General features: G+C 57.9%; 10 protein-coding genes and 3 pseudogenes (1 of these 13 running past the window's edge). 10 read left to right on the top strand and 3 right to left on the bottom strand.

The genetic code is table 11. The features are described 5' to 3' along the window. The first annotated feature begins 71 nt into the window (after nucleotides 1-71). Together AC0L7U_RS11930 and AC0L7U_RS11925 are read left to right on the top strand one after the other, a co-directional pair. A pseudogene (locus tag AC0L7U_RS11930) lies at nucleotides 72-813 on the top strand (SDR family oxidoreductase). A 120-nt stretch (nucleotides 814-933) separates the two neighbouring features. Then, a complete protein-coding gene (locus AC0L7U_RS11925; RefSeq protein ID WP_473690931.1) occupies nucleotides 934-1146 on the top strand; it encodes a tautomerase family protein in 213 nt (70 codons plus the stop codon). Between the two features lie 127 nt (nucleotides 1147-1273). Here the strand turns inward: AC0L7U_RS11925 and AC0L7U_RS11920 are convergent, their stop codons facing one another. Then, the gene (locus AC0L7U_RS11920) at nucleotides 1274-1930 is read right to left on the bottom strand and encodes a GntR family transcriptional regulator (protein ID WP_473690929.1); all 657 of its coding nucleotides are present in this window, start codon (nucleotides 1928-1930) and stop codon (nucleotides 1274-1276) included. 234 nt (nucleotides 1931-2164) lie between these two features. Here AC0L7U_RS11920 and AC0L7U_RS11915 point away from each other — a divergent pair. The 8 genes and pseudogenes from AC0L7U_RS11915 (at nucleotide 2165) to AC0L7U_RS11880 (ending at nucleotide 9455) form a co-directional block, all read left to right on the top strand. Then, nucleotides 2165-3601 (top strand): annotated as a pseudogene (locus AC0L7U_RS11915) (M20 family metallopeptidase). Between the two features lie 303 nt (nucleotides 3602-3904). Next, nucleotides 3905-4729, top strand: a complete 825-nt coding sequence (locus AC0L7U_RS11910; protein WP_473695788.1) for a M28 family peptidase — start codon at nucleotides 3905-3907, stop codon at nucleotides 4727-4729. 2 nt (nucleotides 4730-4731) lie between these two features. Continuing rightward, on the top strand, nucleotides 4732-5289 hold the full coding sequence (locus AC0L7U_RS11905) for a hypothetical protein (RefSeq protein ID WP_473690927.1): 558 nt from the start codon (nucleotides 4732-4734) through the stop codon (nucleotides 5287-5289). A gap of 58 nt (nucleotides 5290-5347) precedes the next feature. After that, nucleotides 5348-6202: a transporter substrate-binding domain-containing protein gene (locus AC0L7U_RS11900; protein ID WP_473690926.1), complete on the top strand. Its 855-nt coding sequence runs from the start codon at nucleotides 5348-5350 to the stop codon at nucleotides 6200-6202. 105 nt (nucleotides 6203-6307) lie between these two features. Beyond that, complete coding sequence (locus AC0L7U_RS11895) at nucleotides 6308-7027, top strand: ABC transporter permease (protein WP_473690924.1); 720 nt, start codon at nucleotides 6308-6310, stop codon at nucleotides 7025-7027. A 54-nt stretch (nucleotides 7028-7081) separates the two neighbouring features. Further along, nucleotides 7082-7765, top strand: coding sequence for an ABC transporter permease (locus AC0L7U_RS11890; protein ID WP_473695786.1), 684 nt, complete (start codon nucleotides 7082-7084; stop codon nucleotides 7763-7765). After that, complete coding sequence (locus AC0L7U_RS11885) at nucleotides 7762-8544, top strand: ABC transporter ATP-binding protein (protein WP_473690922.1); 783 nt, start codon at nucleotides 7762-7764, stop codon at nucleotides 8542-8544. The genes AC0L7U_RS11890 and AC0L7U_RS11885 overlap by 4 nt, the downstream gene beginning before the upstream one ends. A 62-nt stretch (nucleotides 8545-8606) precedes the next feature. Beyond that, nucleotides 8607-9455: a transporter substrate-binding domain-containing protein gene (locus AC0L7U_RS11880; RefSeq protein WP_473690920.1), complete on the top strand. Its 849-nt coding sequence runs from the start codon at nucleotides 8607-8609 to the stop codon at nucleotides 9453-9455. A 115-nt stretch (nucleotides 9456-9570) separates the two neighbouring features. On the opposite strand, the pseudogene ada reads toward AC0L7U_RS11880, so the two are convergent. Beyond that, a pseudogene (gene ada, locus AC0L7U_RS11875) lies at nucleotides 9571-10660 on the bottom strand (bifunctional DNA-binding transcriptional regulator/O6-methylguanine-DNA methyltransferase Ada). A gap of 163 nt (nucleotides 10661-10823) precedes the next feature. After that, nucleotides 10824-12989, bottom strand: the 3' portion of a protein-coding gene (locus tag AC0L7U_RS11870) for an NADP-dependent isocitrate dehydrogenase (protein ID WP_473690919.1). 66 nt of this gene lie beyond the right edge of the window; 2166 of the gene's 2232 nt are visible here — the last part of the coding sequence; its start codon lies beyond the right edge, outside the window; its stop codon occupies nucleotides 10824-10826.

Here is a 12989-nt window from a genome sequence, read left to right as displayed (position 1 = left end):
TGATGTCAAATTTCATGTGATTGTTTGATTTTTACAAAGATCTATCTTCTGAGCACACACAGGAGATCCCCATGACTGATCAAACATCTCGCGTTGCCATCGTGACTGGCGCCTCCAAGGGCATTGGTGCTGCGATTGCCCGCAAACTCGCAGAGGACGGTATTGCCGTCATCGTCAACTATGCGCGCAGTGTCGCGCCAGCGCAGGCGCTGGTCGCCGATATCGAAGCTTTCGGCGGACGCGCGCGGGCCGTCCAAGCGGACATTTCAACACCAGAGAGCTTGCCACATCTATTCGATGCGGCCGAGGAAGCCTTCGGCGATGTCGACATTCTGGTCAATAACGCCGGCATGATGGCTCTCTCTCCCATTGCAGAGACATCCGACGACGCTTTCGAACAGCAAATTGCCATCAATCTTGGCGGCGTGTTTCGCGGTATGCGCGAAGGCGCAAAACGTCTGCGTGCCGGCGGCCGACTGATCAATTTTTCGTCGTCCGTGGTTGGCCTCTACCAGCCGGGGTACGGCGTTTATGCCGCAACGAAAGCCGGGATCGAGGCCATGTCGAAAATCCTCGCCAAGGAGCTTGGGTCTCGTGGCATCTGCGTCAACACCGTTGCCCTCAGGCCCTGTGCAGACAGACCTGTTCATGACCGGCAAAAGCGACGAGCTGGTTGCGAAAATCGCCGGGGTGAATCCTTTCGGTCGTCTTGGCCAGCCAGATGACATCGCCGACGTCGTACGCTTTCTCGCAAGCCCGCAGTCTGCCTGGATCAATGGCCAGACCCTGCGCGCAAATGGAGGTGTCGTCTGATGAAAAGCGTTCTCATTACGGGCGCGTCCAGCGACTTGCGCGCGATGTCAGCAGACGCTCGGCCGCAGGTTGGCCTTGCCGACCTCCTCCATCCCACGGCCTAAACAAAAGGAAATACTTATGCCGTTCGTCAACATCAAGACACCGGAAGCCGCCCTTACCAAAACACAGAAAGAAGAACTCGTGCACCGCACCACCGACCTGCTTGTCGAGTACATGAGCGAAGCGGCAAGACCGCATACGATGGTGCTTATCGAGGAAGTCAAGGACGGCGGCTACGGTCGCGCCGATGAGATTTTCACCATTCCGGACGCTTACCGCGCCAACAGCTAGAGCCGTATCACGCTCGATTTGACGCTATTCCGGACAGGTCAGACCATACGGAAGCAACTCCCCTGGACGTGCATTGCTGCGCCCGGGGTTTTATGCGTCACCCCAGCAGGCGGCACGGCATCGAGCCTCATCCGCCAACCGCCATGCGACTTGCAGATTGGCTGACCTCAGCCGATGGCTGCACGATGTGGCGGCGAATGATTGCCTCAAGGCGTTGTGCATCGCGCGCCTCCAAAGCATCCACCATTTGCAAATGCTCCTGACCCGACTGCTCGATCCGCTCACGCGTCGACCACTGCGATGCAGGCGCAGGCGGCGTGCGCAAACGTAAATCAGCGACCAGCTCAACCAGACTGGCATTGCCCGTTGTGGCAAGCAAGGCGGTATGAAACCGTAAGTTTGCCTCGTAGATGTCCATGATGGTGCCGCCCGGCAGCAGGGCAAGAAAGGCGTCAGCGCAACGACGCAAGTCATGGATCTGCGCCTGACTGGCATGGGCAACCATGAATTCTGCGGCGGCCGTCTCAAGCATGATGCGGACATCGCGAATTTCATCCGCGGCCGCGCCATCCTCCTCATGCACATAATAGCCCCGGTTCGGCTCATATTGCACCAGCCGCTTGCTTGCCAGATTTTCAAGAGCCTTGCGGATGCCTGAGCGCGACGCGTCATATCTTTTTTGCAAATCGATCTGCTTGAGCCAGGACCCCGGCGAAAACCGTCCCGCCTGAATGTCGGCCGCCAGACGCTCGGCGACGGCATCCTTGTCCTGTTTGTCTCTCATGGGCTTCCCGTTCCACTCTGACGCTCTGGTGACTGATCCTTCAGCGTTGCTGCCTGAAATTTAGACCAACCTAACGATTGCGCAACTGTAGAAATCGTGCAGTATATTGGTACCAATTTTGGTGAAAGTATAGTCCTGCTTCAGGCCCTCGCCCCACTCGGCGATCGCCTCTTGGGGCGCGACACACTCACCTGAAAACAATAACAGTGCTGTTTTAAGAGGAAACGTCCACCGATGGAAAATGGCGAAAAGATCTGGTCCAACGTCGACACTCTGTCGCCGGACTTCTGCGCCCTTGCCGATCGTGTCTGGGGCATGCCGGAACTGAATTACACCGAAAAGCGCTCGGCCAGCGAACATCTTGCCATGCTGGAAAAACACGGCTTTCGCACCGAAGCAGGCGTTGCCGGGTTGCCAACTGCCGTCATGGGCGAAGCTGGCGAAGGCGGTCCGGTCATTGCCATTTTGGGCGAGTATGATGCGTTACCCGGCCTGAGCTAGGAACACGGCGTTGCCGAAAAGCGCCCGATTGAAGACAATGGCAATGGTCATGGCTGCGGGCACAACCTGCTCGGCTCGGCCTCCATGCTGGCAGCGGCAGCTGTCAAGGACTGGCTGGCGGCAAACGACATGAAGGGCCGTGTGCGCTATTACGGCTGCCCGGCAGAAGAAGGCGGCTCGGCCAAAGGCTTCATGGTGCGCGAAGGCGTGTTCGATGATGTCGATATTGCTATTTCCTGGCACCCGGCCCCTTTCGCTGGCGTCAACAAGCCGATCTCTCTGGCATGTAACGAATTGCTCTTCACCTTCAATGGCCGCGCAGCTCACGCGGCAGCATCGCCCGAATTGGGCCGCTCTGCGCTGGATGCCGTCGAGTTGATGAACGTTGGCGTCAACTACATGCGCGAGCATATGCCGTCGACCGCACGCATTCACTATGCCGTCATCGATGCGGGTGGAGTTGCCCCCAATGTGGTGCAGCCACGCGCCGTTGTGCGCTATCTGGTCCGCGACCGCGAGTTGCCTGCCATGCAATCGCTGGTCAAGCGCGTTGAAAAGGTTGCCGCAGGCGCTGCCCTGATGACAGAAACCCGCGTCGACAGCAAGATCGTCAGCGGTGACGCCAACCTGATCGGCAACGCTCCGCTGGAAGAGTTGATGCACCAGTGTCTGGAACGCCTCGGCCCGCCACAGTTTGATGATGCGGATCGTGCCTTCGCCAAGGAAATTCAAGGCACCCTGTCGCAGGAAGACATCGAAGCCGCATACAAACGCTTTGGTCGCACGCCAAAACTCGACGTGCCGCTATGCGACAGCATTACGCCGCTGGGCGCTGGCGATGGCACGCATGTCGGTTCCACAGACGTGGGCACCGTCAGTTGGGTGGTGCCAACTGTGCAGATGCGCGGTGCAACCTATGCCATCGGCACACCGGGGCACTCCTGGCAGCTTGTAGCGCAGGGCAAAATGCCAGCCGCCCACAAAGGTATGGAGCACGCTGCCAAGGTGATGGCGGCAACCGCTACCGAATTATTCCTTGATCCGGCCAAGATCGAAGCGGCCAAGGCTGACTTCAAAGAGCGCCTCAACGGACGCCCCTTCGTCAACCCGATCCCCCACGACTGCGACCCGGAACTGCCGGAAGAAGACCTCAAGGACGCTGCCGAATAATGACCCTTTCCCTCTCTTCTCTCCTGAAAGACAGTGTCGACCGTGATCGCCTGATGGCGCACATCAGTGAATTTTCCAAGCGGGTCAAACTGTCTGGCACCGAGGAAGAGCGGGAAAGCTTTGCTTATCTGCAAGAGCAAATGACGGCCTACGGCTTTCAAACCCGCATGATCTTGCATGATGCCTATATCAGCCTTCCAGGCAATGCCTCCGTCACCATTGATGGAACTCCGCTTGATTGCATCACCCACTCCATGGCCCGCCCCACTCCAGAAGCGGGATTGACTGCAGACCTTGGTCTACGTGGGAGAAGGCACGCAAGCCGATTTCGATGCGACGGATGTGCATGGCAAAATCGTGCTTGTCGACGGCATCGCTGTGGAAGACGTCGCTGACCTTGCATCCCGTCGTGGCGCCATTGGTGAACTTCACATTAGCCCCAATGAAAACCTCTATGAAATGTGTGTGTCACCGGTATGGGGAAGCCCCTCCAGTGAAACCTTAAAGGATCTTCCAACGACGTCGATCTGCACCATTCGCAAAGCGGATGGTGATCCTTTACGACAGCGCTGCCGAGCTGGTGAAACGGTCACGGCAACACTTTACACCCACGTTGATACAGGCTGGCGCAAGACTCCTATCTTGCAAGCAGATCTCCTTGTTGCAGATCCAGAAACACCGTTTATCCTGTTTTCTGGTCACCATGACACTTGGCACTATGGTGTCATGGACAACGGCGGCGCCAACGCAACGATGCTGGAAGCTGCCCGGATATTCGCCGCCAACAAGGAGCAGTTGACCCGCAACCTACGTCTATGCTTCTGGTCCGGCCATTCCCACGGTCGTTATTCAGGCTCGGCATGGTACGCGGAGGAGTATTTCGACGAGTTGGATCGCAATTGCGCCGCCCACGTGAATGTCGATTCGACCGGCGGCAAAGGCGCAACGATCCTCACCAACTCCGGGGTCATTGACGAATTGCAGCCACTGGCGCATCGCGCCATCAAAGATGAGACCGGCCAGCTACACGCTGGGCGGCGCCAGGGCGCGCCGCGGATCAATCCTTTTGGGGCGTTGGTATTCCGTCCATGTTCGGCTCGCTTTCACATCAGCCCCCGGGTCCTGTGAAAATGCTGACCGCGCTTGGTTGGTGGTGGCACACCCCACATGACACGGCAGACCATATCGATCCTGACAATCTGACCCGTGACACGCGCATTGTTGTTGACGTACTGCGTGAACTTCTATGCGCGCGGATCCTCCCGATTGATTATAGCCCCTACTGCGATGCGCTTGGCGTCGTGCTGTCTGACCTCGAAGCCTCACTGGGCGACCGATTCGACCTGTCTTTGGCACAAAGCAGATTGCAGGCTCTGCACGCCAGCGTGATTGAATTTGCCAAGCGCACGAAAAAGATCAATGGAATTGAAGCTGCCAGTACGTTCAATCAGGCTGTGATGCGTGCGGGGCGCCACCTCGTGCCGCTGAATTACACCCACGGCGACCGGTTTGTGCATGACGCTGCGCTGCCGCATCCGGCATGGCCAGCCCTTGGTCCGATCAAAGCGCTGGCAGCTTTGCCTAAAGGATCTCCTGATGAGCCCTTTCAGGCCGTGACCGCACGGCGTGCCCGCAATCGCCTGACTCATGCCCTTAAAGAGGCACGTCGGGAGATCGATGCGGCATGATCCAATCAAAGATCAAACCAACGATGCACAAGACATCGATCACCCGGAGAGTATCAGCATGAACAAGACAGCAAGAATTCTGGCTGCAATGGCAACGGCAGTCCTGGGCTGTGCCGCAGGCCCCGCCTATGCCAAGACATGGACCACGGTCAAGGTTGGTATCGAAGGCGCCTTTCCGCCCTGGAACACCATGGACGCAAACGGCAAGCTGGCCGGCTTTGACGTCGACCTTATCAAGAACCTTTGCAAACGCGTCGATTTGAAGTGCGAACTGATCAGTGGCCCCTGGAAAGGTATGGTTCCAAGCCTTCAGGCTGGGAAATACGATGTCATCATGACAATCGGCATCAATGAAAAGCGTAAAAAAGTCATCGATTTCACGACACCTTATGCCAATGGGGTCGCCTCTTTCCTTGTGCCGAAAGCCTTCCCGGAAATGCCGATGACCGGTGAAAAACTCGACCTCAACGACAAGGCCAAAGCTGACCCCGTAATGGACAAAATCGGGCAGATGATTGATGGCAAGATCGTCGGCGTCGTCGGCTCGACAAGCCAGGAGCGTCTGATCAATGCCTATTTTGGCAAGAAAGTTACCGTGCGCACCTATCAAAGCTCGGGTGATCGCGACCTGGATCTGAAATCTGGCCGTATCGACGTTGGCTTTGACAGCGGCATCTATGAGAAGGCAATGCTGGCGAAAACTGGCAATGATGACTTGAAGATGGATGGGCCTCTGGTAAAGGGGTCGGTGCTGGCAACGCGTGTGGCGCTTGGGGTCCGTAAAGGATCCGATGATCTGAAGGCGCTCTTCAACAAGGCCATCGATGCGGCAGCCAAGGATGGCACCATCCGCAAATTGTCGCTGAAGTGGAGCAAGCTGGACCTGACACCTGATGGGTCCGCCTCCAACTAGGCAGGGGTCCCATGGACCTGCATTCTTCCGGTGTCCGGGGTACCCTCCGGACACCCTTACCTTTCACCGATCTCCCGCATACCGGAGACGAGCCACGGACCAGAGATGCAACAACCGGGCTTTTATGAACTGATGAGCTTTGGCCCCGGCGGCTGGGGACCTGCGATGGTCACGGGGGCCCTCGTGACCCTTGTGCTTGCCATCTGCGGCTTCCTCATCGGCTCGGTCTTCGGCGCGACGGCAGCTTATGCCAAGATTGCCGGAAACCGACCAGCAAGGATTGCGGCCGACATCTACACCACCGTTTTGCGCGGCATCCCCGACCTGCTGGTCATCTATCTGTTCTATTTCGGCGGCAGCGCTTTTCTCACCTGGATCGGACGTCTGTTCGGCTCGGACGGCTTCATCGGACTGCCGGGTTTTGCTGCAGGCGCCCTCGCCATCGGCATTACATCCGGCGCGCAGCACACGGAAGTGTTCCGCGGTGCCTACACAGCGGTTTCCAAGGGCGAGATCGAGGCTGCGGTTGCCACCGGCATGCCACGGTTCATGCGGTTTCGGCGGATCATCGCACCGCTCGTTTTGCGACACGCCCTCCCCGGTCTCGGCAATGTCTGGCAGATCGTCTTGAAGGAATCCGCGCTCGTGTCCGTCACAGGCGTGGTGGAATTGCTGCGGCAAAGCCAGGTGGGCGCAGGGTCAACCCGTCAGCCGTTTGACTTCTACTTTGCCGCAGCCGTGCTCTATCTGGTGATCACCAGCATCTCCAGCCTCACCTTCCGCACCGCCGAGGGTCACTATAATCGCGGCGTGAGGAGAAGCTGATGGATTTCGCCTTTGCTCTGGGAAGCCTTGAAAACTCTTCTGCCCGGCGTACCAATGACACTGGCGCTGGCCCTGCTGTCGACGGCGATTGGGGCGGTGATCGCCCTGACACTGGCCATAATGCGGCTGTCTGGCATCAAACCGTTGGACTGGATTGCTCGCGCCTATCTGTTTGCCTTTCGTGGGTCGCCCCTGCTGGTGCAGATCTTTCTGATCTACTATGGCCTCAGCCAGTTTCCGGAAGTGCGCGCCTCGTTCATCTGGCCGCTTTTGCGCGAGCCCTTCTGGTGCGCCATCATCGCCCTGTCGCTGAACACGGGCGCCTATGCCAGCGAAGTCATTCGCGGTGGCCTTCTGTCCGTTCCGCATGGTCAGATCGAAGCCGCGCGCGCCTGCGGCATGTCCGGCATTTTGCTGTTCCGTCGCATCATACTGCCCGTGGCCATTCGTCAGGCTCTGCCTGCCTATGGCACGGAACTGATCCTGATGGTCAAGGCCACTTCACTCGCCTCCATCATTACCATCATGGAGATCACCGGTCTGGCCGCAAAACTCGTCTCGGAAACCTATCGGGTCATCGAGGTCTTTGCCGTTGCCGGACTGATCTACCTGGCCATCAACTTCATCCTGACGCGGATCATCCTTGCGCTCGAACATTGGCTCACGCCACACCTGCGCGAACGCCCCAACGAGGGCACGATCATGCCAACAAGAGAACCTCTGGGAGAACGCACGTGACCAACTCAAGCACGGCGACCCCGAAGATCGCGGTCAACCTGACAGATCTTCACAAGTCCTTTGGCGCACTGGAAGTCCTGAAGGGGGTCAATCTGACAGCCCATGAAGGCGAAGTGGTCTCCATTCTCGGCGCCTCCGGCTCCGGCAAGTCGACCATGCTTCGCTGCATCAACATGCTAGAAACGCCAACCTCAGGTCTGGTGACCGTCGGCAACGAAAGCATCACCCTGACAACAGATCGCAAGGGCCGCGTCAAGCCAGCCGACCGCAAGCAGGTCGACAGAGTTCGTTCTCGCGTCGGCATGGTGTTCCAGTCGTTCAACCTATGGTCACACAAGACCATTCTTGAAAACGTCATCGAAGCACCTGTGCATGTGCAGGGCCGCAACAGGCAGGAATGCATCGAGGAAGCCGAAGACCTTCTCGACAAGGTCGGCATTGCGGAAAAACGCGACTTCTATCCCGCGCATCTCTCTGGTGGGCAACAACAACGTGCCGCCATTGCCCGCGCTCTGGCGCAGCATCCCGACGTCATGCTGTTCGACGAACCGACATCAGCGCTCGACCCGGAGCTGGTGGGGGAAGTGCTGAAAGTCATGCGCAAACTGGCTGACGAAGGCCGCACCATGCTGGTCGTCACCCATGAAATGGGCTTTGCCCGCGATGTTTCGAACCGCGTTGTCTTCCTGCACCAGGGACAGATTGATGCGGAAGGAAGCCCCGCCGATCTCTTTGGCGGCAAGGGAACCGAGCGGTTCCAGAAGTTCATCGCCGCATAACACGGCTGGCGATCACACCCGGTCATTGCGCCGGGAATGAATAACAGAAGGGGAAATACACAATGAAAACATGGACCCGTATGGTGGGGGCTGCTCTGACGGCCGTCGCTCTCATGACCGTTCCGGCTGCGGCCAAGGAATGGAAAACCGTTCGCATCGGCACCGAAGGCGCATTCCCTCCCTGGAACTCGACCAAGGCTGACGGCTCTCTCGAAGGCTTTGAAATCGATCTTGGCAAGGATCTCTGCAAGCGCATGGACGTGAAATGCGTCTGGGTCGTTCAGGCCTGGAAGGGCATTATTCCGGCACTTCAGGCTGGCAAGTTCGACGCCATCATGTCAGGCATGTCGCACACCAAGAAGCGCGAAAAGGTCATCGACTTCACGCAGCCTTACGGCTCGACAGGTCAGACCTTCGGAGTGATGGAAGGCTCTTCGCTGGCCAAGATGCCACTCAAGGGCAAAGTATTCCCGCTGGCGTCCAACCCGGAAGAAGCCAAGAAGGCCATCGACGAAATCAAGCCTTTCTTCAAGGGCAAGGTCATCGGCGTACAGTCTTCCTCTATCGCAGAAGGCTTCTTGCAAAAGTATTTCTCTGATGTGGCCGACATCCGCGAATACGGCAAGACCCAGGAGCACGATCTTGATCTGCTGTCCGGTCGTATTGACGCCGTTGTCGCCTCCATGGCCTACATCTCGACCGCTGCCAAGGATCCGGCCAACAAAGGCCTCATCCAGGCGGGCCCCCGCTTCCAGGGCGGCATGCTTGGCATGGGCAGCTCCATCGGTCTGCGCAAGGGTTCTGACGATCTGAAGGCCATGTTCAACAAGGCCATCACCGCAGCCAAGCAGGACGGCACCATCAAAAAGCTGTCTGAAAAGTGGTTTGGCTTCGACGTCACCGTCTACTAAGACCTTATAATCGACAACAAAACGAGAGCCCGGGCAGTCTTCAACGCCCGGGCTTTTGCATACCGTCTGTCCGCCCGTCTGCGTTCAGAAATCAGAATATTTCTCGCAAGATCTCTCACACAGCCTGTTTCTCTTCGCGCTCTAGAAGGGTCTGCTTGCGCTCGATGCCCACAGGCGTAGCCAGACAAGGCACCATCGTTTCGCACCACTCGATGACATGGGATGACAACTGCCAGTTTATTGGCAGCACAAGCTCCAGCGACTGCACGAACAGACGAAGGAGCGCCGATACGCCGGGCAATGTCTGAATAAGACACTTTTTCTCCGACTGGAATATCCTGAAGCGCCTGCCACACACGCTGCTGAAAGGCGGTGCCGCGCACATCCAGCGGCAATTTCAGGCCGAGCTTCGGCGCTTCCACCAACCCCACCACCTGCGCGACAAGCTGCTCATAGGCGGCATCGGCCCCAAGCAGGGTTGCTTTGGGAAAGCGGTCCTGCAAATCCCGCAAAAGGACGTCTGGATCATCACCAAGCAAGATCGCAACCACGCCTTGAGCGCTTGAGGCGACCAGAAGTGCGCCAAGTGTGGTTTGGCCAATCGCAAAACGCAACTCCTCATCGAGACCCCCGCGCCGATATCGCGACGGCGTCATGCCCAGCATGTCGTTGGTATTTTCGTAAAAGCGGCCGCTGGAATTAAAGCCAGCCTCATACATCGCCTCAGTGACGGATGCACTCGCCGGCAGGCCGTTCCGCAGCCTGATGGCCCTATGCGCCCGCGCATAAGCTTTTGGGGTCAAACCCGTCAGAGATTTGAAAAGACGGTGAAAGTAGCCCGGGCTGCGCCCCGCGGAACTGGCAAGCTCTTCCAGTGTTGGCTCTGTCTCGCTCGTCTCCAGACGCTGGCAAGCCCGTGCAACCATTTGAGCCAGTTCAGCATCTGCCCCGGGCCCCTCAGGCTTACATCGCAGACAAGGACGAAACCCGGTTGCGCGCGCGCTTTCCAGCGTGTCATGCAACTGCACGTTTTCCGGTTTGGCTGTGCGCGAAGGACAAGATGGACGGCAATAGACCCCCGTGGTCAGAACAGAAAACCAGAACGTGCCATCGGCGGATTTATCCCGCGCCACGACCCGCGCCCATCGCGGATCCGCTTCTATCGCAGAGGGCTGTCTGTCAGAGAGAGACTCTTTCGGTGTCATTGTCGCGGCCTTTCAAGGGAACTATCTTGAAACCGAAGTTGGCAGAGCGCAAGTCGTCGTACACTCCACTCCTTGCTTTCAAACTCGACAGCAGAGTTTGTGCGCCGAAACGAAAAGAGGCGGCCGAAGCCGCCTCAAAACGTCATTCCGATCAATCGCCCACTCAGGCGATGATGCTGTTGAGCGTGGCACTCGGACGCATGGCTGCGGAGACCTTTTCGTCGGCCGCATGATAATAGCCCTCAAGATCCACCGGCTTGCCCTGAACACCGTTCAGCTCGGCCAGGATTTTGTCGGTATTGTCAGCAAGCTGCTTGGCAATCGGAGCATACTGCGCCTTCAGATCCGCATCGACGTCCTGTGCCACCAGTGCTTCCGCCCAGAAACGAGCAAGGTAGAAATGGCTGCCACGGTTGTCCAGGTCACCGGTCTTGCGACGCGGCGACTTGTCTTCATCCAGCAGCTGGCCAATGGCCTTGTCGAGCGCGTCAGCCAGCACAGCGGCTTTCTGATTGCCACGAGTGTTGCTCATATGCTCAAGCGAGGCCCCGAGCGCGCAGAACTCGCCAAGCGAATCCCAGCGCAGATGGTTTTCCTCCACCAGCTGTTCAACGTGTTTCGGTGCAGACCCGCCGGCACCGGTTTCGAACAGGCCGCCGCCAGCCATCAGCGGAACGATGGAAAGCATTTTCGCCGAGGTGCCCACTTCCAGGATCGGAAACAGATCGGTCAGATAATCACGCAGCACGTTGCCGGTGATGGAGATCGTGTCCTCGCCGCGCGCGATACGCTCGACAGAAACCTTCGCAGCCTCTTCCGGAGCCATGATTTTCAGATCAAGGCCAGCGGTGTCGTGCTCGGGCAGATAGGCGTTGACCTTCTTGATCAGCTCTGCGTCATGAGCGCGCGTTTGATCCAGCCAGAAGATGCCCGGTGTGCCGGACAGACGCGCGCGCGTCACGCCCAGCTTGACCCAATCGCGGATCGGAGCGTCCTTGGTGCGGCACATGCGCCAGATGTCACCCGCTTCAACAGCATGCTCCAGCAGCGTTTCGCCCTTGGCATCAACAACGCGGATGAACCCGTTTGAAGCTGCCTTGAAAGTTTGCGGATGCGAGCCGTATTCTTCCGCCTTTTGCGCCATCAGGCCAACGTTGGGGACAGTACCCATCTTGGCTGGGTCAAGTGCGCCGTTTTCGCGGCAGAAGTCAATCACAGCCTGATAGACGCCCGCATAGCTGGAATCGGGGATCACGCATTTTGCATCATGCTGCTGGTTGTCGGGGCCCCAACCCTTGCCACCGGCACGGATCAGTGCTGGCAGGGATGCATCGATGATCACGTCACTGGACACATGAAGGTTGGTGATGCCCTTGTCCGAGTTGACCATATACATGTCGGGACCCGCATCGAGTGCTGCCTTGATGTCAGCCTCGATCTGCTGACGCTCTGCGTCTGGCAGGGTCGCAACCTTGGCTTCCAGATCGGCAATGCCGTAGTCCGGGTTAACGCCCAGCTTGGCGAACACGCCTGCATGCTTGTCGAAGACGTCTTTCAGGAAGGCATGTACGCAATGGCCGAAGAGGATCGGGTCAGAGACCTTCATCATCGTCGCCTTCAGATGCACCGAGAACAGAACACCTTGTTCCTTGGCATCGGCGATTTCCTTCTGAAGGAAACGATCCAGCGCCTTTACACTCATCATGGTGGCGTCGATGACTTCATCCGCCTGCAAATCGAGATTGCTCTTCAGAACCTGAATGGTGCCGTCAGCACTCTGAAACTCGATCTTGGCTGCACCAACCTGGTCAGCCGAAACGGTGAGGGACTTTTCGTTGTCGCGAAAATCGTTTTTTCCCATCGTCGCAACATGGGTCTTGGACGTCGGCAGCCACTCGCCCATCGAATGCGGATGCTTCTTGGCGTAATCCTTGACGGCCTTCGGTGCGCGGCGGTCGGAGTTGCCTTCGCGCAGCACCGGGTTCACGGCCGATCCAGTGACGGAATTGTAAATCGCCTGGACCTTCTTTTCCTCATCGGTCTGCGGATCATTCGGATAGGACGGGATCGCATAGCCCTGTCCCTGCAACTCCTTGATCGCCGCATTCAACTGCGACAGAGACGCGGAGATGTTCGGCAACTTGATGATATTGGCTTCCGGAGCCGTCACAAGTTTGCCGAGAGCGGCCAGATCATCCGACTGCTTCTGATCATCCGTGAGATAGTCGGAAAAATTCGCCAGGATACGGCCAGCGAGCGAAATATCCATGGTGCCAATGGAGATGTCTGCGGACTTGGCGAAGAAGCGAACGATCGGCAAAAGCGAGCC

The sequence above is a fragment of the Roseibium sp. 10G30-5 genome (assembly GCF_055809635.1).
Note: the sequence above shows the minus strand (reverse complement) of the source record. Positions and strands in the feature narration are given on the sequence as shown.